The sequence below is a fragment of the Flavihumibacter sp. CACIAM 22H1 genome (assembly GCF_001601815.1).
Taxonomy (GTDB): Bacteria; Bacteroidota; Bacteroidia; order Chitinophagales; family Chitinophagaceae; genus Flavihumibacter.
Genome location: NZ_LUKG01000002.1, coordinates 17056 through 38848 on the forward strand (window position 1 = coordinate 17056; position 21793 = coordinate 38848).

General features: G+C 45.6%; 21 protein-coding genes. 6 read left to right on the forward strand and 15 right to left on the reverse strand.

What is annotated here, in order from left to right:
* Window positions 1-1079 (forward strand): alanine dehydrogenase (locus tag A1D16_RS00745; protein WP_290706768.1); only part of this gene is annotated, 1079 nt, incomplete at its 5' end.
* Window positions 1080-1083: 4 nt separating this feature from the next.
* Here the strand turns inward: A1D16_RS00745 and A1D16_RS00750 are convergent.
* From A1D16_RS00750 to A1D16_RS00770, 5 genes are read right to left on the reverse strand one after another with little or no spacing between them, the layout of a single operon-like run.
* Entirely contained in the window at window positions 1084-1716 is a 633-nt protein-coding gene (locus A1D16_RS00750; protein WP_290706769.1) for an ABC transporter ATP-binding protein, read from the reverse strand.
* Complete coding sequence (gene lpxA / locus A1D16_RS00755) at window positions 1697-2503, reverse strand: acyl-ACP--UDP-N-acetylglucosamine O-acyltransferase (RefSeq protein ID WP_290706770.1); 807 nt, start codon at window positions 2501-2503, stop codon at window positions 1697-1699. The genes A1D16_RS00750 and lpxA overlap by 20 nt, the downstream gene beginning before the upstream one ends.
* A 47-nt stretch (window positions 2504-2550) precedes the next feature.
* Window positions 2551-3957: a bifunctional UDP-3-O-[3-hydroxymyristoyl] N-acetylglucosamine deacetylase/3-hydroxyacyl-ACP dehydratase gene (locus A1D16_RS00760; protein ID WP_290706771.1), complete on the reverse strand. Its 1407-nt coding sequence runs from the start codon at window positions 3955-3957 to the stop codon at window positions 2551-2553.
* A gap of 47 nt (window positions 3958-4004) precedes the next feature.
* Window positions 4005-5057 carry a UDP-3-O-(3-hydroxymyristoyl)glucosamine N-acyltransferase gene (lpxD, locus tag A1D16_RS00765; RefSeq protein ID WP_290706773.1) on the reverse strand — a complete coding sequence of 351 codons (1053 nt, stop codon included), beginning with the start codon at window positions 5055-5057 and terminating at the stop codon, window positions 4005-4007.
* 12 nt (window positions 5058-5069) lie between these two features.
* Window positions 5070-6320, reverse strand: a complete 1251-nt coding sequence (locus tag A1D16_RS00770) for an HD domain-containing protein (RefSeq protein WP_290706775.1) — start codon at window positions 6318-6320, stop codon at window positions 5070-5072.
* A gap of 80 nt (window positions 6321-6400) precedes the next feature.
* On the opposite strand from A1D16_RS00770, the gene A1D16_RS00775 reads away from it, so the two are divergent.
* The 5 genes from A1D16_RS00775 to A1D16_RS00795 all read left to right on the forward strand — a co-directional run bounded on the left by A1D16_RS00775 (window position 6401) and on the right by A1D16_RS00795 (window position 11334).
* On the forward strand, window positions 6401-7957 hold the full coding sequence (locus tag A1D16_RS00775; protein WP_290706777.1) for a response regulator: 1557 nt from the start codon (window positions 6401-6403) through the stop codon (window positions 7955-7957).
* 46 nt (window positions 7958-8003) lie between these two features.
* Entirely contained in the window at window positions 8004-8318 is a 315-nt protein-coding gene (locus tag A1D16_RS00780; protein WP_290706778.1) for a hypothetical protein, read from the forward strand.
* 57 nt (window positions 8319-8375) lie between these two features.
* Window positions 8376-9122 (forward strand): MBL fold metallo-hydrolase, encoded by a 747-nt coding sequence (locus A1D16_RS00785; protein ID WP_290706779.1) that lies wholly within the window; start codon window positions 8376-8378, stop codon window positions 9120-9122.
* Between the two features lie 50 nt (window positions 9123-9172).
* The gene (locus A1D16_RS00790; protein WP_290706780.1) at window positions 9173-10105 is read left to right on the forward strand and encodes a helix-hairpin-helix domain-containing protein; all 933 of its coding nucleotides are present in this window, start codon (window positions 9173-9175) and stop codon (window positions 10103-10105) included.
* Window positions 10106-10185: 80 nt separating this feature from the next.
* Window positions 10186-11334 carry an acyl-CoA dehydrogenase family protein gene (locus tag A1D16_RS00795; protein ID WP_290706781.1) on the forward strand — a complete coding sequence of 383 codons (1149 nt, stop codon included), beginning with the start codon at window positions 10186-10188 and terminating at the stop codon, window positions 11332-11334.
* A gap of 20 nt (window positions 11335-11354) precedes the next feature.
* Here the strand turns inward: A1D16_RS00795 and A1D16_RS00800 are convergent, their stop codons facing one another.
* The 10 genes from A1D16_RS00800 to A1D16_RS00845 form a co-directional block, all read right to left on the reverse strand.
* Window positions 11355-11534: a hypothetical protein gene (locus A1D16_RS00800; protein WP_290706782.1), complete on the reverse strand. Its 180-nt coding sequence runs from the start codon at window positions 11532-11534 to the stop codon at window positions 11355-11357.
* Window positions 11535-11585: 51 nt separating this feature from the next.
* Window positions 11586-12818: an ATP-dependent Clp protease ATP-binding subunit ClpX gene (clpX, locus tag A1D16_RS00805; protein ID WP_290706783.1), complete on the reverse strand. Its 1233-nt coding sequence runs from the start codon at window positions 12816-12818 to the stop codon at window positions 11586-11588.
* Between the two features lie 120 nt (window positions 12819-12938).
* A complete protein-coding gene (locus A1D16_RS00810; RefSeq protein WP_290706786.1) occupies window positions 12939-13565 on the reverse strand; it encodes an ATP-dependent Clp protease proteolytic subunit in 627 nt (208 codons plus the stop codon).
* Between the two features lie 39 nt (window positions 13566-13604).
* A complete protein-coding gene (locus A1D16_RS00815) occupies window positions 13605-14291 on the reverse strand; it encodes an ATP-dependent Clp protease proteolytic subunit (RefSeq protein ID WP_290706788.1) in 687 nt (228 codons plus the stop codon).
* A gap of 217 nt (window positions 14292-14508) precedes the next feature.
* On the reverse strand, window positions 14509-15888 hold the full coding sequence (gene tig, locus A1D16_RS00820; protein ID WP_290706791.1) for a trigger factor: 1380 nt from the start codon (window positions 15886-15888) through the stop codon (window positions 14509-14511).
* A 172-nt stretch (window positions 15889-16060) separates the two neighbouring features.
* A complete protein-coding gene (locus tag A1D16_RS00825; RefSeq protein ID WP_290706793.1) occupies window positions 16061-16888 on the reverse strand; it encodes a universal stress protein in 828 nt (275 codons plus the stop codon).
* Window positions 16889-16993: 105 nt separating this feature from the next.
* Window positions 16994-18103, reverse strand: a complete 1110-nt coding sequence (locus A1D16_RS00830) for a hypothetical protein (RefSeq protein ID WP_290706794.1) — start codon at window positions 18101-18103, stop codon at window positions 16994-16996.
* Between the two features lie 4 nt (window positions 18104-18107).
* Window positions 18108-18761 (reverse strand): hypothetical protein, encoded by a 654-nt coding sequence (locus A1D16_RS00835; protein ID WP_290706795.1) that lies wholly within the window; start codon window positions 18759-18761, stop codon window positions 18108-18110.
* Window positions 18739-19293, reverse strand: coding sequence for a sigma-70 family RNA polymerase sigma factor (locus A1D16_RS00840; RefSeq protein WP_290706796.1), 555 nt, complete (start codon window positions 19291-19293; stop codon window positions 18739-18741). Before A1D16_RS00840 ends, A1D16_RS00835 begins: the two co-directional genes overlap by 23 nt.
* 91 nt (window positions 19294-19384) lie before the next feature.
* The coding region (locus A1D16_RS00845) for an AAA family ATPase (protein WP_290706799.1) at window positions 19385-21793 on the reverse strand (2409 nt) is incomplete at its 5' end.

The window sequence follows — 21793 nt, forward strand, 5'->3', positions numbered from 1 at the left end:
CCCTTACCCCCGATGCTGTGGGCGTGCTGGTAAGCAATGGCCACCAGGTTACTATTGAGCATAATGCCGGGGATGCAGCGCATTTTCGCGACCGGGATTATAGTGAAGCGGGTGCGCGTATCGTTTACGATAAAGCGGAAGTGTATAAAGCCCCAATACTGGTTAAAAGCGCGCCGGTAATAGAAGAGGATATTCCCTTATTGCAAATGGGCCAGGTAATCATTTCTCCCATGCATACAACTTTGCTCAAAGCGTCGTTGCTGGAGAAAATGATGGATAAAAAAATTACCGCCCTCTGCTTTGAACAATTAAAAGACGAAAGCGGCTCCCTGCCAATTGTGCGGAGCATGAGCGAAATTGCCGGAAGTGCAGTTATGCTGATTGCCGGCCAATACCTGAGCTCTGCGAATCATGGGAAAGGGGTTTTACTCGGCGGTATTTCCGGAATTCCGCCTTCCAAAGTAATTATCATAGGAGCGGGTATTGTGGGTGAATATGCTGCCCGCGCTGCTATAGCACTGGGTGCTTCGGTAAAGGTTTTTGATAATAGTGTATACCGCCTGAAGCAATTACAGAATAATATAGGCCACCGACTCTGGACCTCCGTACTGGAGCCAAAAATTCTGGCCAAGCAATTAAAGACCTGTGAAGTAGCGGTGGGCGCCTTGGGATCCAGTACCGGCAGAGCACCTGTAGTGGTTACCGAAGAAATGGTAAGCAATATGCGCCCCGGCAGTGTGGTCATTGACGTTAGTATAGATAGTGGGGGCTGTTTCGAAACATCGGAAATTACCAGTCATGAACAACCGATTTTTATGAAATACGGGGTAATTCATTACTGCGTTCCCAATATCCCTTCCGGTTTTGCACGTACGGCCTCCCACGGTATCAGTAATGTATTGATGCCCTTGTTGCTGGAAGCTGCTGAAGAAGGCGGTATTGATAACCTGATCTGGCAGAAAATTTACCTGCGTAGCGGTATTTATCTTTTTAAGGGTGCGCTTACCCATTTTCACCTCAGCCAGCGGTTTAACCTGAAATATACCGATTTGAACTTGCTCATTGCCAGCCGGCGCTAAGCAATTATTTCCGGGCAGCTGGTTTCCAGTCCAGGATATTGATTTTTTCTTCGCAAAAAGGGGTTTCCTGCGGGTCGTTACTGCTCACAATTACCAGCCTGTTTTTGCCGAAATCTTCCATTAGCGACTGATAAAGCCGGATACCGGAAGCGTCCATGTTGGAGCAGGGCTCATCCAATAAAAGCAGCGGCGTATCAGAGAAAATTGCCTGTGCCAGTTTTACCCGTTGTTTCATGCCGGAGGAGTAAAAGCGGATCTGCTTATGCACCGCCTGTTCTAAACCTACGCGCGCCAGCATTGCTTCAATGGATAATCCGGGTAAAAATGGTTTGAAGGATTGATGAAATTGCAGAAACTCAAGTGCGGTCATTTCTTCAATCAGTTCAAGATAGGGGGCTGCTATGGAAAGCTGTTGATAAACGAGCTCCGGGCTGATTTCACCCCGGTTGTTGGCCCAGCGGATGCTGCCGGTTGAATGTGCCACTGCCCCTGCTAACACCTGCAATAAGGTTGATTTGCCCGATCCGTTCGGACCTGTTATGGCATAGGCCTTTCCGCTGGAAAAAGCATAGTTCAATCCACGGAAAATCCATTCCCTGTTGTATCTTTTCCCTGTATCAGATAGTGATATCGTCATCCGTGCTGCCTTTGGTATAGCGCTTGATGATGCCTCTTCCGCTTTCGCGTATAAACGTGATGATTTCGTCGCGCTCGTCCGTAGCACTGAATTCCTCTTCAATAAATTCCAGGGCCTGCGAAGTATTCATTCCCTTATTGTAGAGAATTCGATAAATGTCCAGCACATGGTTGATCCGGTCTACACTAAAACCACGGCGCTTAAGGCCAACCGAGTTAACGCCGGCATAAGAAAGTGGGGTGCGGGCTGCTTTTATATAGGGAGGGATGTCTTTACTTACGAGCGAACCTCCGCTAACGAAGGCGTGTTGTCCGATCTGTACAAATTGATGAACGGCACTTACCCCCCCAATAATGGCCCAGTCGCCAACCGTTACATGCCCTGCCATCTGAACATTGTTGCTCATGATTACATTGTTTCCAATGATACAATCATGCGCCAGGTGGCTGTACGCCATAATGAGGCAGTTTTTGCCAACTGCGGTACGGCCCCGATCCTTGGTACCCCGGTTTATGGTTACAAATTCACGGATGGTAGTATCGTCCCCTATTTCAACAGTTGAATATTCGCCGTCAAATTTCAGGTCCTGCGGAACTGCTGCAATAACTGCACCCGGAAAGATCCGGCAGTTCTTCCCGATGCGGGCGCCTTCCATGATGGTCACATTGCTACTGATCCAGGTGCCTTCCCCGATTTCCACATCCTGGTGGATAACGGTAAAGGGATCAACTTTTACATTCGTAGCAAGCCGGGCGTTGGGATGTATATAGGTATGTGGATGAATCATATTAAAAAAAACGTCAGATTTTTAATCTGACGTGCAAAAATAGGTGATTATCCCCGTTTCACCACCTGCGCCACCATATCTGCTTCGGCGCAAAGCTTATTTCCTACATAAACGGTTCCCCGCATTTCGCAGATTCCTCTGCGGATCGGTGCGGATAGTTCCATTTTCAGGAGCATGGTATCACCGGGAACGATTTTCTGTTTGAATTTACAGTTATCGATTTTAAGAAAATAGGTATCGTAGGTGCCGGCCGGCATGGAGTTTATAGCCAGAATTCCACCGGTTTGAGCCAGCGCTTCACATAATAAAACACCTGGCATTACCGGGTTTCCGGGAAAATGCCCGGTAAAAAAAGGTTCATTGAACGTTACGTTCTTAACGCCTACTATTACTTTATCGGTAAGTTCAATGATTTTGTCTACCAGCAAAAAAGGGTACCGGTGGGGTAGGGTTTTTTCAATTTGCTGTGCCGTATAAATCGGCGGCTGGTTGCAGTCATATACCGGCACGTCTTTCAGGTGGCGGTTCTTTTTAATATACTGCTTTATTTTTTTAGCAAATTCCACATTGGTACTATGACCGGGCCTGTTCGCAATAATCCGTGCTTTTACCGGGTAGCCGATCAGGGCCAGGTCACCAACCACATCCAGCAACTTATGACGAGCAGGTTCATTGGGGAAACGCAGCTCCAGGTTATTGAGGTAGCCTTCGTGTTTCACTTCCATTTTATCGCGCCCAAAAGCTTTAGCCAGGCGCTGCATTTCGTCAGAAGTTACCGGTTTATCCACTACAACTATAGCGTTGTTGATATCGCCGCCTTTGATCAGGTTATTATCCAGCAGCATTTCCAGTTCATGGAGAAAAACAAAGGTTCTGCAGGGACTGATCTCCTTAACAAATTCGCGCATGTTTTTTAACCCGGCATGCTGGGTGCCCAATACAGGGCTATTGAAGTCGATAAGCGTGGTAATCTGATAGTCCATAGAAGGCATGGCTACCATTTCCACTCTTTTTTTCTCGTCGTAATGATAAATATTTTCGTCGATGCTGTACCAGGCTTTGGCCGCTTCCTGTTCCTGCACCCCAACTTCCTGCAGCATTTCAACAAATGGCTGGGAACTGCCGTCCATAATAGGCGTTTCCGGGCCATTGATTTCAATCAGTACATTGTCAACGCCCATGCCTACCAATGCCGCCAGTACATGCTCTACGGTACTAACCCGGGCGCCATTGTCTTCGATAGTGGTGCCTCTAGAGGTATCGGTTACCAAATCGCAATCTGCTTTGATAATAGGCTGACCGGCTAAATCAATACGTTGAAACTGGATGCCAAAACCCGGGGCTGCAGGACGGAATGTCATATCAACCTTAACTCCGGTATGTAAACCTGTTCCTGAAATACTGATTTCCGCTCCAACGGTATGTTGCTTATCGGGGTTGAAATTTGCTTCCATGCGTAAAATTGAGGGGCAAAGATATAGTAATAGGGATTAAAGGCCGATTAGAGATTAACCCGTTCAGCCAGCAGCTGTTTCACCATTTGTTCCAGTTCTTTGAGTCGTTTTTCCAATTCCGGCAGGTTACGGCTCAGGGCCTGGCTGCGTAATGCACTGGTATAGTCGAATGCAGGCGATCCGGTAACAGCAGAATTCGGTTGTTTTATAGATTTGCTTACACCACTTTGCGCATTTATCTTACTTCCGTCTGCGATACTGATGTGGCCAACAATACCTGCCTGGCCGCCGATCATCACATTGTTACCAATTTTGGTGCTGCCGCTAACCCCGGCCTGGGCAGCAATAACCGTATTATTGCCGACTTCTACATTGTGCGCTACCTGAATCAGGTTGTCGAGTTTTGCTCCACTGCGGATAATTGTAGAACCGATAGTTGCGCGGTCGATCGTAGCATTGGCACCAATCTCCACATAATCTTCCACCACCACATTTCCGATTTGCGGAACTTTTTTAAAGCTGCCATCTGCCTGCGGGGCAAAGCCAAATCCATCACTGCCGATTACCGTGCCGGCATGTACCGTAATATTTTTTCCCAGTTTGCAATCGTGGTAAATTTTTACGCCCGCATGAATAATGGTATTGTCGCCGATATGTACATTATTGCCAATAAAGGTATTGGGGAAAATTTTTACATTATTGCCAATTACTACCTGTTCTCCGATGTATACAAATGCTCCTAGAAAAACCTGCTCACCGATTTTTGCAGAGTCGGCAATATATACCGGTTCCTGTTTGCCGACGAGTTGCTGGGTTTTTAGTTCCTGGTATTTGGATAATAAGGTGGCAAATGCACTGTATGCATCCGGTACCCTGATCAATGCAGCTTTAACCGCATGTTTGAGTTCCAGGTTGTCGTTTACTATCACAATAGAAGCGGCTGTTGTGTAGAGATAGTCTTCGTATTTTGGATTAGCCAGAAATGCCAGCTGACCAGCTACAGCTTCTTCAATTTTTCCAAAGGATCCAACAGTTGCCTGGGCATTTCCTTCTACTTTACCATTAATTAGTAGTGCGATTTGTGAAGCACTGAACTGCATAGAATAATTATTTTAATTCGTCCTGCCCTGCAACTCCTTTATTGCCAATTCCGGGTCGAGGTAACAAAAGTAGTATTTTTTAAGAGGGCGGGATAAATTGTGCTGGATTAAGGCATTGTCTACCTGCGAAATATCCCTGACCGTACCATCCTTGAAAAGTACCTGAATTCTTTCTTCGGCCGGATCATAGGTGGTATTGCTGGTTTCTCCATCAAAAACAAAATACCCGATTTCTTCCGCCGTAAATCCGGTAGCCCGGATCAATTTACCCCGGATTTCCTGCATCAGGCCTGGCTCCAGGGGGTCTGCCTGTAATTTAACTTTAAGCAATCGGCGGTTGAGCAACATCCTGCATAGGGTGGACAAAACCCTGTCTGGCTGAAGGGCCCAGCATTTTACAGCTGCCATCAGGTCATAGTCGTCGAGCTGGCAGAAGGCATCGAGCTGCGTACCCAGGTCTGCGGTTGTCTTTTGAGACAGGAACTGTTCCAGCACGGGCGAAGCAACCGGTAAAGAAATGCCTTTCTGGATCAGGTCTTTTGCCCTTCGAATGATGTTTACCAGGAGCTTTTCCGCCCCCAATACCGTTTTATGGAGGTATACCTGCCAGTACATTAACCGACGGGCTACCAGGAACTTTTCAATAGAGAAAATGCCTTTTTCTTCCACCATCAGCTGACCATCCTGCACGGTAAGCATTTTTATGATGCGGTCATAACCGATTACACCTTCCGAAACTCCGGTAAAAAAACTATCGCGGGTTAGGTAATCCATCCGGTCTACATCCAACTGCCCTGATACCAGTTGATGCAGAAAGGGGAGGTGATAGGAATTGTTAAAAATAGCAATAGCCGTTTGAAGAGCGCCCTTGTTTTCCTGGTTGAGTACTTCCATAATCTGCAGGCTGATCGATTCGTGGTGTACGCCCTCAATAAGGGTGTGTTCCAGCGCATGAGAAAAGGGGCCATGCCCGATATCGTGCAGCAGAATAGCAATTTTGGCGCCCAGTTCTTCTTCTGCAGACAGCATCACCCCTTTGTTTTGGAGTTCTCGCAGGGCAATACACATCAGGTGATAGGATCCCAGTGAATGATGCAGGCGGCTGTGAACGGCTCCCGGGTACACCAGGTGGGCAAATGCCATTTGCTGAATCCGCCGCAGACGCTGGTAATAGGGGTGCCCGATCACACTGAATAAAAGAGGGTGATCGATGGTTATAAATCCATATACCGGGTCATTGATGATTTTTCTTCCCTTGGCCATTCCGGTTGATAATTGTTAAATTCTTCAAATAGGTAGCCGGCAAAAGTACGAAGCCGGCCAGATAAATTACATTTGATTCTATGTCATTAGCTAATATACTCTGGGTCGACGATGAAATGGAAAGCCTGCAATCGCAGAAACTATTCCTTGAAAACAAAGGTTATGCCGTGCATACGCTTGCCAACGGGTTTGATGCCATTGAATATGTTAAAGATCATCCGGTAGATGTGGTTTTGCTGGATGAAACCATGCCGGGTATAACCGGACTGGAAACCCTGGCCAAGATCAAGGAAGTGAACCAGCAGGTCCCCATCGTAATGATCACCAAAAATGAAACGGAAAACCTGATGGATGATGCCATTGGTTCGCAAATCAGCGACTACCTGATCAAGCCTGTTAATCCGAACCAGGTATTATTGAGCCTTAAAAAAATACTGGATAACAGGCGCCTGGTAGCGGAGAAAACAACCTCGGCCTATCAGCAACAATTCCGGAACCTATTTATGGCACTCAACAGTAACCCGGATTACAATGAGTGGATGGATATCTATAAAAAACTGGTTTACTGGGAACTGGAAATGGAAAAAAGTGACAGCCCGGAGATGCAGGAAATTCTACGGTCGCAGAAAAAAGAAGCAAATAATGAATTCTGCAAATTTGTATCGAAGAACTACCTGGATTGGGTGAATCCGAAATCCAGTGATGCGCCGATAATGAGCAATACGGTTTTCCAGTTTAAAGTGTTGCCACACCTGGAGCCTGGGGTGCCTACTTTTTTTATTTTGATTGACAATCTGCGCTTTGACCAATGGAAATCAATTCAGCCGATTTTTGCCACTTATTTCCGGATACTGGAGGAAGATAGTTTCTACAGCATACTTCCAACGGCTACACAATATGCCCGAAATGCCATTTTTGCCGGACTAATGCCTGCAGAAATTGAAAGAAATTTTCCGGATCTGTGGAAAAATGATGAGGAAGAAGGAGGCAAAAATCTGCAGGAGGAGGTCTTTTTTAAAGCGCAGCTGAAGCGGCTGAAAAAAGACCAGATCCGGTATAACTATGTAAAAGTCGTCAACCACCAGGCGGGTAATGAGCTGGTCAGCAATATCCATAACCTGCTGAGCAATGACCTGAATGTGATCGTATACAATTTTGTAGACATGCTGAGTCATGCCCGAACAGAAATGGAAGTGCTCAAAGAACTGGCCAGTGATGAAATCAGTTACCGAAGTATTACTGCCAGTTGGTTCGAACATTCTCCTTTATTCCAGGCACTGAAAAAAATTGCCGGAAAGAAAATAAACCTGATCCTGGCAACCGATCACGGTTCTGTACGGGTAAATACCCCGCATAAAGTGGTGGGCGATAAGCAAACCACCGCCAACCTGCGGTATAAACATGGCCGCAACCTTAATTATGAACCCAAAGAAGTGCTTGCTTTCCGGGATCCTAAAGAAGCCGGTTTGCCCGTACCAACGGTCAATTCTTCCTTTATTTTTGCCAAGGAAGACGGGTATCTCTGCTATCCGAACAATTACAATCATTACGTGAATTATTATCGTAATACGTTTCAGCATGGGGGAATTAGTATGGAAGAGATGATTGTACCTGTTATCAAAATGTGTAGTAAATAAACGGCAGGGCGCGGCAGTTTCGGTATTTTTGTCTTTTGATGTTCGTATGAAATACACACAGGCTACATTAAATAAATTGGAACAGGTGCTGGAGGAGGCCGGGTATATTGTCCGGTATGAACGGGGAACCTTTCAGAGTGGATATTGCATTCTTGAGCAAAAGAAAGTGGTAGTGCTGAATAAGTTTTTACAACTGGAGGGTAAGATTAATACCATGATGGACCTGATACCCCAATTACAAATAACGGTGGAGGAACTGACGCCCGAAGCCAGAAAAACCTACCTGGATGTACAGGAGCGCAGCAGGTTAGCTGCAGAGGGCGATGCAAATTCGTCGGAAACTGAACAGGAGAATTCCTGATCTTCCTTAAAATTCCCCTAGCTTTATTTTCTGTCTGTTGATTTAACCATAACGTTTTTGGGTACTGGAACCAGTAGCGGTGTACCAATGATCGCCTGTGAATGCGAGGTGTGCCGGTCAACCGATTTCCGCGATAACCGACTCCGCTCAAGTATCCTGATCCAATCAGCTTCCACAACTGTAGTTATAGATTCAACCCCCGACTTTCGGTACCAGATGTTGCGGGCAGGGGTTAAGAAGCTGGATGCAATCCTGTTCACCCACCCGCATAAGGATCATATTGCCGGACTGGATGATGTTCGGGCTTACAATTATTTTTCAAAGAAACCCATGCAGATTTATGCAAACGAGATGACGCAGATGAATATCATCCGGGAGTTTCCCTATGCGTTTGCAGAATCAAAATACCCGGGTGTGCCGGAAATCCAGATTAATCCGATTGACCAGGAACCTTTCCAGGTGGGCGACATCGAGTTTACGCCCATTCTTGTCTGGCATATGCGGATGCCGGTGCTCGGATTCCGTTTTGGAAATTTTACCTATATAACCGATGCCAACCGGATTGATGCGGCAGAAATAGATAAAATCAGGGGAAGCTCCTACCTGGTGCTGAATGCCCTTCGACACGAAAAGCATATTTCCCATTTTACCCTGTCGGAAGCTATTGATATGGTAAAGGAGGTACATGTTCCCAATGCTTACTTTACACATATTAGTCACCAGTTGGGCTTGCACGCAGAAATAGACGCCGGACTTCCCAAAGGCATCCGGCTTGCTTACGACGGGTTAAAACTCTGTATCTAATACCGTTAAAGAACGCTTGACCCTTTTTCCTGCCGTGGGTAAGTTGCGGCATGAAAAACACTGCCCTGAAACAATGGTTAAAAGAGTGCCTGCATTTTTCAAGGAAAGAACGTATTGCCGTGCTGGCACTGATCAGCTGCATTTTTTTGATAAAACTTTTGCCACAGTATTTTACGCCTACGCTGCCTACTCCCCAGTCGGTGCCGGATAGTTTGCTCGCTAAACTTTTACAGCAGCAGGTGCAGGAGCAGGTTTATAGCCCAGCTGGCAGCAGCAAGGCCCTCTCCGCCCGTACCAACAACGAGATGAATAAAGAGGGGCAACGAAAGGGGACGGGTGATCATTTAATGCCACCAGTTTTTCATTTTGATCCGAATTCAGCCAGCCGGGAGGATTGGGAAAGGCTTGGTTTACCCCCCCGGCTTACGAGCACTATCCTGAATTACCGGCGTAAAGGCGGTGAATTCCGATCGGCAGATGATTTGAAGAAGATTTATGGAATGCCTGTTGAACTGGCAGAGAGGTTGAGACCTTATATTCAACTTAAAAAAACGACCCGGAGTGCCGTAAAAAGGAAAACACTGCGCCCTCCTTTGCTAATTAACTCTGCCGATAGTCTTGATTGGATGGGGCTGCCTGGGATCGGACCTGCCCTGAGCAGCCGTATCCTTAAGTACCGCCAGTTATTGGGCGGTTTTGTGGCAGTGTCCCAGGTGGCTGAAGTATATGGTTTGAAGGATTCCGTTTATCAAACCTTGCTTCCTCACCTTCAACTGGATACAACTGAGTTGCGGCCAATAGCAGTGAATAGGGCTACGCAGGAGGAATTGGCGCGGCATCCGTATATCCGCTGGAAAATAGCGAAGGCAATTGTGCAATATCGAACGGGTAACGGAAGGTTCAGGAGTTTGGCCGATTTAGCCCGCATCCACTTCCTAGATACAAGTCTGTTGAACAAATTAGCACCATATTGTGAATTTTAAATAACTAACACTTGTTAGTATAACAGAAATGACCGTAGTTTGCGTTATTACCTCAATGATTATCAATAAGCTGAAGCAGTATGAACTTTGAACACGCAGAAATAACCGAACAGGTAGCGCAAACAGCCAGGGATTTTGCCCGTCAGCGGATAATGCCCTATGTTATGGAATGGGACGAGGCGCAGGAATTTCCTTTACAGGTGTTTAAGGAAATGGGAGAACTGGGATTAATGGGCGTATTGGTACCGGAGCAATATGGAGGTGCGGGGCTCAGTTATTTTGAGTATGTAGCTATTATTTCAGAGATCGCCAAAGTATGTGGATCGATCGGTTTAAGCCTGGCTGCACATAATTCTTTGTGCACGGGGCATATACTTGCCTTTGGGAATGAGGAACAAAAAAGAAAATACCTGCCCAAGCTGGCTACTGCTGAGTGGTTGGGCGCCTGGGGGCTTACGGAAGCAAATACCGGAAGTGATGCGGGAAACATGGGTACAACTGCTACCCGGGATGGTGATTTTTGGGTGCTTAACGGCACTAAGAATTGGATTACCCATGGAAGATCAGGCGATATTGCAGTTGTAATTGCCCGTACTGGAGAACCTCGTTCCAAAAACAATGCTACGGCCTTTATTGTCGAAAGGGGTGAGCAGGGGTTTACAGGGGGGAAAAAGGAAAATAAACTGGGCATGCGGGCCAGTGAAACGGCAGAAATGATTTTTGACAATTGCCGGATCCCGGATAGCAATCGCTTAGGTGAAGTAGGGGATGGGTTTAAGCAGGCCATGAAAGTACTGGATGGAGGTCGCATCTCAATTGCAGCATTATCACTAGGTATTGCAAAAGGGGCATTTGAGGCGGCTGTAAAATATTCAAAGGAACGCCAGCAGTTTGATCAACCCATTGCTAATTTCCAGGGAATTTCCTTCAAGCTGGCAGATATGGCTACAGAAATTGCCGCCGCCGAATTATTGACCAACCAGGCCGCGGATCTGAAAAACCGGGGGCAAAAAATGACGCGGGAAGCGGCTATGGCAAAATACTATGCCAGTGAAGTAGCTGTTCGTGTGGCCACTGATGCCGTTCAAATTTTCGGAGGCTATGGTTATACCAAAGATTTTCCGGTGGAAAAATTTTATCGAGACAGCAAACTTTGTACAATAGGCGAAGGCACTTCAGAAATACAGAAAATTGTGATTGCCCGGGAGGAAATAGGAAAGCAGCGTTAATTATGTAAAAATTCACGGCATTAGTCCAAAAAATCTTCCTCCTGTTTATCTTTTGGTCCGTATTTATCGAATAAACGGTCAATTGCCCCACCAAAAATCGGGAATTTGTCTTTGGCAAAATTCTTTACGATTTCTATTGCTTTATAAGCCTGTGCCTCGGTCAAACCTTCGGCCTTGAGCTGGTCTATTAGTTCTTTCATGTAATTAATGGAGCTTTATTAAACGCATCCTCCTTTCTCCCTTTCCCCTTCTTACGCCACCTTCAACATACTCATCTTACTTTTATCAAATTTTTTCTCTGCATATTCCAGCGTCAAGTGGAATTTAGTTTCCTTGCTGGAGGGCAATTCAAACATGGCATCCGTTAGGATACTTTCGCAAATAGATCGAAGTCCGCGTGCACCAAGTTTATATTCCATGGCTTTTGCAACCATAAAATCGAGCACGTCAGCATCCATACTGAGTTCAATTCCTTCAATTTCAAACAATTTCTGGTATTGTTTGATCAGGGAATTTTTGGGTTCTGTAAGAATGGAGCGCAGGGTTTCTGCATCCAGGGGGTTAAGGAAGGTTACTACAGGCAAACGCCCTAATAATTCAGGGATCAGTCCAAAGTGTTTTAAATCCTGTGCATTGACAAACTGCAGCAGGTTTTTACGGGCTGTTTCCTGCTGGTCTTTATTTACGTTAAAGCCGATAGCATTGGTATTTACCCGCCGCGCAATCAGTTTATCCACCCCATCAAAGGCACCTCCGCAAATAAAAAGAATATTCTGGGTATTGATCTTAATCAGTTTTTGTTCCGGGTGTTTACGACCACCCTGCGGGGGAACCAATACATCCGTTCCTTCAAGCAGCTTTAAGAGGCCTTGCTGTACGCCTTCTCCACTAACATCCCGGGTAATAGAGGGGTTATCACCCTTGCGGGCAACCTTATCAATTTCATCAATGTACACGATGCCTCTTTCAGCGGCAGTAACATCGTAATTACAAACCTGCAGCAAGCGGGTAAGAATGCTTTCAACATCTTCCCCCACATAACCAGCTTCTGTAAATACGGTAGCATCCACAATAGCAAAAGGAACATTCAATAATTTGGCAATTGTTTTAGCCAGCAAGGTTTTACCTGTACCGGTTTCACCAACCATTACGATATTGCTTTTTTCGATATCAACATCACTCTCTGCAGGTTTTTGCTGTAGTCGCTTATAATGGTTATACACTGCAACTGCCAATACTTTTTTGGCGTCGTCCTGCCCAATTATATATTCATCCAAAAACCGCTTTATTTCAATTGGTTTTTTTACGGTCAGTTTGAATCCTGAACCCGTACCTTCTGTACGTGTCAGTAATTCCTGTTCGATAATTTCACGAGCGTGTTCAACACAGTTCTCGCAAATATGTCCATCTTGCCCGGCGATGAGAATTTTTACCTCATCCCTGCTTCTGCCACAAAATGAACAATGTAAAGTATTTTTTGCCATACGCGCTAGTACTTGCTTCCTGCAAAGGTAGCTGTTCCTGAAGATTGGTCAAGATAAAAAACCGCTCCCAAACCAGGAACGGTTTTTTACTACGTGATATTACTAGTTTAAGGGGTGCAATCAGATTTTTTCAATCAAACCATCCACTATTCCATAGTCAATGGCTTCTTTTGCATCCATCCAATAGTCCCGATCAAAATCTTTCATGATCTGAGCCATTGTTTTTCCACAATTGTCGGCCAGGATTTTTGCCCCCATTTCTTTTACCCGCTTGGTTTGTTTGGCCTGAATTTCCAGGTCGGCGCTAACCCCCTGCATATATCCGCCCAAACTTGGCTGGTGAATCATCACTTCCCCATGTGGAAAGATAAACCGACGCCCTTTTTCACCCCCGCTTAACAGGATTGACCCCATGGAGGCTGCCAAGCCCATACAAATCGTACTTACAGGGCTTTTGATCATTTTCATTGTGTCGTAAATGACCATTCCACTGGTAACTACGCCACCCGGACTATTAATATAAAATTTGATCTCTTCTTTTTTATCAGCATCCAGGAGCAATAATTTGGTAATTACTTCTCTGGCTGATTTATCATCTACCGGCCCCCAGAGGTAAACCGCTCTTTCGTCGAAAAAGTATTTTTCGAGGCGTTTATTCAGCATCATCAGCTCATCCCTCTTGTCTTCCCGCTGTTTTTCTTCTTCTTCCTCCTCCATTCGATAAGAAAAATAGTTTGACATATTCATTGCAACAGATTTTTAATAGTGAATTCTAATCGTTTGCGATTAATCCTTCTTTTCTTTCCGAGGATTAACCAATAAAACTTCATCAACAAGGCCATACTCTTTTGCTTCGAGTGCGGTAAGCCAGTAATCGCGATCACAATCCTTTTCTACTTGTTTAACGCCTTTGCCGGTATGCGTGGAAATGATTTCATACAACTCCTTTTTGAGTTTACGGATTTCATTCACCGTAATCTCGATATCAGAAGCCTGTCCGCCGATTGCTCCGCTTGGCTGGTGCATCATTATACGGCTATGTTTCAATGCGGTGCGTTTGCCTTTGGTTCCTGCACACATTAAAACTGCGCCCATTGAAGCTGCCATACCGGTACAAATGGTAGCAATATCGGGTGTTATAAACTGCATGGTATCGTACATGCCCAGGCCCGCGTATACACTGCCACCCGGACAGTTAATATACATCTGCACATCGCGCGTGCGATCGGTACTTTCCAGGAAAAGTAGCTGAGCGGTAACAATATTAGCCACCTCATCATTGATCGGGTAGCCCAGGAAAATGATGCGATCCATCATCAACCGGCTGTAAACATCCATTACGGCAATGTTCATCGGGCGTTCTTCAATGATATTGGGGGTTAGGTTAGTCACCTGGTATTTCTGGTAGTCGTGCAAGGTCAGGCTGGATATACCCCGGTGCTTGACCGCATATTTTTCAAATTCAGACTTCATATTTAGGATCGTTGTTTTGATAAAAATAAGGTAACTGACCGGTGCAAATATCTTTCCAATTGAAAATCATTGCAAAAAACGGCAGTCGGACTGACAAAAGAGGGGGAAAGCAGAAGGGAGGAGGGGGAGGAGGCGGGGGATTGTGGTAAGGAGTTAAAAAAGACCGCCTGGCATAGCCAGGCGGTCTTTTTTAACTCCTTATACTCTTTATCCCTTCTTAATGCTTGTGTTCAGACTGCATTTTCTGGAATTCTTCCAGGCTGATAGGCTTTTCGTCTTTCTGAACCAGGGTTTCCGCAACGGCAAATACCTTATCTGTTTGGATGCGGTGGAAACTGTCTTCTACAAATTTGCGGTCTTTCATCATACGATCCACGTAATCATTTACCCAGGGTTGTTCAATGTCAAGTTGTCCCATATTCATATTTCCCATGTAGGAAAACAACTGCGCTTTGGCAAAACCGCGAAGATCTTCCTGGTTTACCTCAATTTTATTGTCTTTCACCAACTGGTCTACAATCAGGGTCCATTTCAGTGAATTCGCAAAGGAAGGGTATTCTTTTTCCGCTTCTGCTTCAGTTTTAGGCTGCTCACCGCCCTGCTGCATCCAGCGTTTCAGGAAGGTTTCAGGAAATTCGATCTTGGTCTGATCTACCAGGAAATGGTAAATACCATCGAATAACTGGTTACGGCTCTGGTTTTCAAGCTGGAGCTCAATATCTGCTTTCAAAGCTTCACGGAAACCTGCTTCGTCTTTGATTTCTTTTCCGGGAAATACTGCATTGAAGAAATTTTCATCGAGCGGTGATTTTTCTACCAATCCCAGTTTGGTGATGGTAGCTTTAAAGGGCTTGGAAGCGGCAGCAGCATCTTCTTTAGACAGGCCCAGGTCGCTCAAAATCCATTCTCTTTCCTTTTCTTCAAAAGCTTCGGCCAGTGTAAGCTGGAAACTGTCGTCTTTTTTCCGGCCCATTAAGCCAGTGCGAAAAGCAGGTGCAAAATATTTTACCAGTACAGAATTGTCTTTTTTAATACCACCTTCAACTACGGCCCCTGTTTCATCCAGTTCCTCAAAGGTAAGATTTAATACATTCTCCTCATTATCAACGATTTCTGGCTCAGTCATGGCGCCGTTACGGAGCTGAAGGCGATTTATTTCCTCTTCCAGCATCTCGTCCGTAACAGTTATTTTGTAATAAGGAAGTTTTGCCGCGGCCAGGTCAGCCACCCTGATTTCAGGCTTCAGGCCCACTTCAAAGGCAAATGCATATTCTGCAGGAGCCATATGATTCAGGGCACTGCTATCATTTTCAGGCAATGGTAAGGGCTGGGCAAAAATTTCCAGTTTCTCATTTACCATATAATCATTCAACTGCTTTTCTACGGTGCGCAGTACTTCGTCTGCGAAAACAGACTGACCGTGCATTTTACGGATCAGGCCGGAGGGTACCATTCCTTTCCTGAAACCAGGAATATTTGCCTGCTTGCTGTAGTTTTTCAGCGCTTTTTCGAAGGAGGGCAGGTAGTCTTCTTTCGCCAGCTTAACGGTTATCTTTTCGTTCAACAGGCCAATATTTTCCCTCGTTACGGTTGCCATACAATGGTGTTTTTTGTTGATACAAATGGGCAAACGGGCTTCCGCATGCCTTAAAATGGGGGGCAAAGGTAAGAAGCAATTGGCAATCTGCAAGCCAAATCTTAGAATTGGACCGGCGCCAGGCAGCCCCCCTTTTTGGAAAGGACTGTTTCAAGAGGTTGAAATAGGGCGCTTATTCTTGGTCCTGTAATACCAGAAGGGGAATTTCTGACTGGTATACCATATCCCGGGTATGACTACCGCTGAATAAACGCTCCCACCAGCTGTGTTTGTGCGCCACCATTACCAGCACATCGCAGGCTACATCCTGTAAAAAGCGTTTTAGCCCCTCTTCTACCGACTCATGTTCTAATTCCACGTATTTATGCGGAATAGCTTCCAGCATCGGGTCAAGCCGAACTTTTCCGGCAATTTGCTCCGCGCTCATAATTTCCCCCGGCCGTTGTACGTGTACAACATTCAGTTGCAGTGCGGGATGATTGCCTGCCAGCACTTTTAGCATGTTCAGGCAACGCAGGTTCATTGTATGGTTGAAATCGGTGGCATAAGCTATTTGTTGCCATCCACTATAAACAATTTGTTCCGGTATTACCAGTACCGGTATCGTGGACTTTCGCAGAATGGCGGAAGTAGTGCTGCCAATCAGTTTATCCAGGGTGTTCGTGACACCCCGCATGCCTGCAACAATCAGGTCGGCACCGGTTTCTCCCGCCTGAAATACGACTTCATCAGCCGGTAAGCCAATACTAACCAGGGTTTTTACTTCAATTCCGAATTGTTGTTGTAGCGCTACAGCCAGTTCCCCTACCAGCTTTTCATTGTCTTTTTGTAACTCTTCAACCGATACCATTACATACGGTACTTCACTAACCGGAGTGGGTAAGAGATAGGCATGAAGCAAAGTAAGCGTTGCGCCATTCAGTTTGCACAAGGCTGCTGCATATTGAGCGGCCGCCCGGCTGGGAGCAGAAAAATCGGTTGCCACCAAAATTGACTTCATACGGGAGGTTTTTACAGGTTGTAAATTACGCCAAGTCAATTTAAGCAGAACCTGATTCTTGTCAGGTTAAATTCTGATTATATGTTCAGGTTTCCCCGCTGCGCGTTAAAATGACTGGGTAAGGCGGATGGTTGGACTAATACCCCGGAAAAAATTATTGAAGTAAAAGCCTGGTTCCAGCCTGGTTTTTTTAAGGCGGACTTGTCCCATTCCAAACCGGAAAGTAGAGGGTGCGTAAAAATCGCCGCGCCTGCGTGCCAGGTAACCCAGCGACAGGTTCCAGCGTAATTTTCCCTCCGTATTAGCCAGCCGGTTAGCCACCGACCAGGACTCATAACTCAGTTCAATAAAATCATTGCGGAAGGCCTGAAGTTTTCCTTCTTCATTTTTTGAAAAAAGAAAACTGGGCTGCCAGGCTATTGTAAAAGAGTGTTGCAGGCTACGGGTTTTATTGGTGAGCACAAGGCTGCCTTCGAGGTTAAAAGCCGGTGTAAAATACTGTTTGTAATTTTGCAGCAGTACACTGGCCTTTAATTCCAATTGATCATTTGGGTAGCCGGTATATGCACGCTTAACTTTTGCCACAATGGTTGGGTCGGCCGCCAAAGCATAAAAGCTGTCTTTTTTTCCGCCCGTCCATTTGGTGGTATGTGCTGTTGAAAATGTATTCATTTTGCTGTTCAGTTCTCCATTCAGCAACTCTGGTAGATCTGTGATTCGGTTAAGCAATACCGTTAATCGATAATAACGGGGAAATTCATTATTCACTTTAAATTCTGCTGGTTTTGCCGGGTTTTTAATAACCCCGGTAACGATAAGTGTATCCTGTTCGGTTTTTAGTAAAGCAGCAGATCCGTTGATCAGGATAAATTGCTGCCCTCTGGGCGCATACTGATTGAGTTGGATTTTGGGCAACCCATCTTCATAGCAGGCGTGTTGCAGCTTGGTGGTGCGCAACGGATCCGGCAGGGTGTCTATTACCTGTTGAATATCTGCGTAAACTTTTTGAAGTATAGAATCCAGGTTCATTAATCGATCCATGTCATTTATATCCGCCATTTCTACCCCCACTTCATTTTTATTTGGTAGCTGAATGGTAAAACTGCGACGAAAAACAAATCGTTCTGGTAAGCCAAACCCATCGGTTGCGGTAGTTTGGGCAATAAGCTGGCTGCTGCTGGAAGCCAGCAGGAAAATTAAGACGAATCGGCGCATGGTATTAGTTTGAAAGATTGATTTTGATGGAAAAAGTCCGTTCTTGCGCAGCTACCGGCGGTGTAGCCCGCTTTTTTTCCTGGTTGATGGTATAGGGACGATCAGGATCTTTTAATTCGTTTATATGGTATACAGCACGGGGTGCACTGAGCGGTTTTTTTTCTACGCTAACAGTAGTTACTACCGCTGCCATACTATCAGCCTGCGGAATAGCGGCAATACCCTGCACCTGCGCTGGTACCGCGTCAGGGGCAGCGTTTACCGGCGCTTTTGCAGTGGGCAGCAGGCGTTGGCCGGCAGCTGCACGTACGGGCGCGGGTTTTCTGAGCCGGGGAACGGCCTGGCTTGCTGCTTGCACCGGTTCTTGAGACCTTGGCTCTTCCTTCGCCTGCTTTACGTAAGAAACAGGAGGTTGGGGTGCTGCCGGGTGGTATGGAATGGCTTCCTCCTTCAGGAACTGATCGCTTCTTATAAGCAAGAACAGTAGGCAGGCTGCAGCCAAAATGCTAAACCAAACCAACACCGCAGGTCGGTTACTGTTCTGGTGCGCTGCGGGTTCTTGCGCCCGCATTGCCTGCAATTTGTTCCAGGCGCTGTTTTTATCCAGCGGCTCAACGGAAGGGTGCGCCTCCAGGTTATATAGTTTTTTTTCTGACATGATAAAATCCTTTTTGGACCAGGTTTTTTTGTAAAAGGGCACGTGCTTTCGAGAGTTGTGATTTGGACGTGCCCACAGAAATAGTCAATAATTCAGCAATTTCTCTATGGTCGTACCCTTCCACTGCGTACAGGTTAAAAATTGTTCTGTATCCAGGAGGTAATTGAAGAATTTCTTCGAACAGGTCGGCGGCGTCTAGGCGCGCTATTATTTCTTCATTGTCCTGTATTATGTCGGCAGATGGTTCTCCTGCCAGTATAAAACTGTGGTGTTTCCGGAGGTGCATCAGGCATTCGTTGACCATAATTCTTCTGCACCAGGCATAAAATCCGTTTTCAAACTGAAACTTAAATTCGGGGAGGTGCCTGAATAGTTTCAACATGCCGGAAAGCATTAGTTCCTCTGCATCTTCCCTGTTTTTTACATACCGCATACAAAGCAAAAGCATACGGTCTGCCAGCAGGTCAAAAATTACCCGTTCTACTGCCTTGTTCCCCTTTTTCAGTTGTGTAAGTAGATTTTCTACATCCATGTGCCAGTTGAGTGATCTGTAAATAGAAATGCCGGCAACCCTTTACAGGTTGCCCGCTATCTAAAATAAACAGTTCTTTTGTGCGGATTTGTTAATCTTGCTGGCGGATAGCTTTTGCAATTGCCTCCAGTTGTTCATTAAAGGCACTGAGCTGCTGCAGGAACTGGGCAGAACTGTCTTGTCCCTGAAAGGCCGCAAACCGGTTGTTTTTCCGGAAAATGGTTATTATATCATTCCAACGAAGTGTTTCCTGTGCCGTCAACAACCCCGCCATTTCTTTGAGTTTTAATAAATTGGCTTCTGCATCTGCTGTCAGGGTTTGCGATTCACCTTCGTAATGCGATTGAATCAGGGTGTTGATTTCAGCTTCATTCATCAGGGGAACCACTTTGCCGGCCAGTTTGTTCATATTGCGGTAAGAGCCCTGTAATTTAAAAGGTGGTTCTGTCCGATAGGCGTCCTTCATGGCTGCACTGGCAATATATTGCTGGTTTACCTTTAGTACAAGGTTTCGGATTCGAAGCAGATTTTTTAAAACAATGATCGCATCTTCAATTTCCTGCTGCGTATAATTTCCTTCGAGGTCTGGAAGCACTTCGGCGCTGTTTTCAATATACTGGATAAGCTTATAAAGGTCTTCTGTACTGCGGTTGGTGATCTGCTGCAGATACCTGTTCTCTGCTACCGAGTTTTCGATGAGACTGAGGCTGAAGAGATGAGCCGATCCGCCAATTACATCTCCCAGGTTATATACATCTGCCCTGTTGGCCAGCATATCGGGTAGTTTAAATTGTTCTCCGCTTTCCGTATAAGGGTTGCCGGCCATTATCACACAAAACCGTTTTCCCCTTAGATCATAGGTTTTACTATCTCCTTCAAAAATCCCATCCATCTTTCTTTGCCCATCGGCCAGTGAAATGAATTTTTGCAGGAATTCGGGATGGCAGTGCTGGATATCGTCGATGTACAACATTACATTGTCTGCCATTTCAAATGAAAGGTTTATCTTCTTCAGTTCTTCCCTTGCTCCGGACGTGGTGGCTTCCATTGGATCAATGGATCGAATCTGGTGGCCGATAGTTGGACCATTAATCTTCACAAAATGTAAACCCATGGTCTTTGCCAGGTATTCCATCAGGGTGGTTTTACCATAACCCGGCGGAGACACCAACAGCAGCATTCCCATTCTTGCAGTGCGTTTGTCCTCTCCGGCGGCACCCAGTTGTTTCGCAAGATTGGCACCTATCAAAGGAAAATAAACATCATTGATGAGGCGGTTGCGTACAAAAGAACTCAATAACTTGGGTTCCAGCTCATTGATCTTTAATTGTTTCCGATAATCCTTTACCAAAGCTTCTTTCAGTTGATTGAAATGTGTAAAGGCCGGTACAATTTCACGGAAATACGCAAAAAGCCTGGCAAAAAAGCGGTGATAAATAAGTTCATACCTGGTTTCCCTGATAACCGGATGCGTACCTTTCATGCCGTCGATTACCAAGCGGTCTGCACCGGCTTTTTCCTTGTAGCCGTGATGATGAAATAACAAAAGGCAGATTGCTTCATTGATGTAAAGCGGATCGGCTGCTGTTGCTGCCAATTGGCAGAATGCATGCAACCAGCTTTGAATAATGTAAAAGCGCTCACTTATACTAAATGCGGGGTTTTCGGTCTCCTGCATAAACAGGTCCAGGCTTTTTTTAGTTTGCAGGTATTCCCTGAATTCTTTTTTGATGCGCATTGCCTGCTGGCTGCAGGAGAATTGTTTGCCCTGTTTAAATTCCTCGTAAAGGTATGCTGCAATTTCCCGGGCGCTGGCTGCCTGATACGGAAGGGTAGCCGGTTGGTAACAGATTTCCAGTTCTTTTTCCAGAAAAGAAAATTCCAGACTTTGCGGAAAGCTTTGCTGTATAGCCTGTGCTGCTGTAATTAACTGCACTAACCGGGTTCTTGTAGCCTCCTCCTGTTGAAACCAGAAAAGCTGGGCGGTTACCCGTACCGATGGAGAGAAATGAAGGATGCCCAGCTCTTGCTGAATTTTTTTTAATCCTTCATAGATTTTTACTGCATCGGTATTATGCACCCCTTTTAAATAAGCTGCTGCAAAATCACGTTCGGTCTTTTCCGTTATGTATTGTTCAGCATTCCAGTCTGTTTGCTGCTGAACTGCTGCATTGAATGTTTCGTAGGCAAGGTATTCTGCGCGATATATTTCGCTGTTTTCGGAAACCAGTTCCTGCTCCCAGATCGACTGATACTGGTACAGTTCCGCTGCCTTTGCTTCTTTGTAAAAACTGGTGCCGGTTAAATGAAAAAATAAGCGTTCATTTTTTCTGATAATAGTAAGATCAAGCACCTGTTTATTAACGGCAAACTTATACTTGCCAAGGGCCAGTATATTGTTGCCATCCTCAAACAGTTCTGTTTTATCTTTTAGCTGGCGAAGGGCATTTTCCTGCGCCAGTTTAAGGAGGTTTTGAAGATTTTCTGCTTTGGCCACATC

Coding starts and splice junctions, on each gene's coding strand:
- A1D16_RS00750 (WP_290706769.1), bottom strand. CDS start 1,716: ATGACGATATCACTATCTGATACAGGGAAAAGATACAACAGGGAATGG.
- lpxA (WP_290706770.1), bottom strand. CDS start 2,503: ATGATTCATCCACATACCTATATACATCCCAACGCCCGGCTTGCTACG.
- A1D16_RS00760 (WP_290706771.1), bottom strand. CDS start 3,957: ATGGAAGCAAATTTCAACCCCGATAAGCAACATACCGTTGGAGCGGAA.
- lpxD (WP_290706773.1), bottom strand. CDS start 5,057: ATGCAGTTCAGTGCTTCACAAATCGCACTACTAATTAATGGTAAAGTA.
- A1D16_RS00770 (WP_290706775.1), bottom strand. CDS start 6,320: ATGGCCAAGGGAAGAAAAATCATCAATGACCCGGTATATGGATTTATA.
- A1D16_RS00775 (WP_290706777.1), top strand. CDS start 6,401: ATGTCATTAGCTAATATACTCTGGGTCGACGATGAAATGGAAAGCCTG.
- A1D16_RS00780 (WP_290706778.1), top strand. CDS start 8,004: ATGAAATACACACAGGCTACATTAAATAAATTGGAACAGGTGCTGGAG.
- A1D16_RS00790 (WP_290706780.1), top strand. CDS start 9,173: ATGAAAAACACTGCCCTGAAACAATGGTTAAAAGAGTGCCTGCATTTT.
- A1D16_RS00795 (WP_290706781.1), top strand. CDS start 10,186: ATGAACTTTGAACACGCAGAAATAACCGAACAGGTAGCGCAAACAGCC.
- A1D16_RS00800 (WP_290706782.1), bottom strand. CDS start 11,534: ATGAAAGAACTAATAGACCAGCTCAAGGCCGAAGGTTTGACCGAGGCA.
- clpX (WP_290706783.1), bottom strand. CDS start 12,818: ATGGCAAAAAATACTTTACATTGTTCATTTTGTGGCAGAAGCAGGGAT.
- A1D16_RS00810 (WP_290706786.1), bottom strand. CDS start 13,565: ATGAATATGTCAAACTATTTTTCTTATCGAATGGAGGAGGAAGAAGAA.
- A1D16_RS00815 (WP_290706788.1), bottom strand. CDS start 14,291: ATGAAGTCTGAATTTGAAAAATATGCGGTCAAGCACCGGGGTATATCC.
- tig (WP_290706791.1), bottom strand. CDS start 15,888: ATGGCAACCGTAACGAGGGAAAATATTGGCCTGTTGAACGAAAAGATA.
- A1D16_RS00825 (WP_290706793.1), bottom strand. CDS start 16,888: ATGAAGTCAATTTTGGTGGCAACCGATTTTTCTGCTCCCAGCCGGGCG.
- A1D16_RS00830 (WP_290706794.1), bottom strand. CDS start 18,103: ATGCGCCGATTCGTCTTAATTTTCCTGCTGGCTTCCAGCAGCAGCCAG.
- A1D16_RS00835 (WP_290706795.1), bottom strand. CDS start 18,761: ATGTCAGAAAAAAAACTATATAACCTGGAGGCGCACCCTTCCGTTGAG.
- A1D16_RS00840 (WP_290706796.1), bottom strand. CDS start 19,293: ATGGATGTAGAAAATCTACTTACACAACTGAAAAAGGGGAACAAGGCA.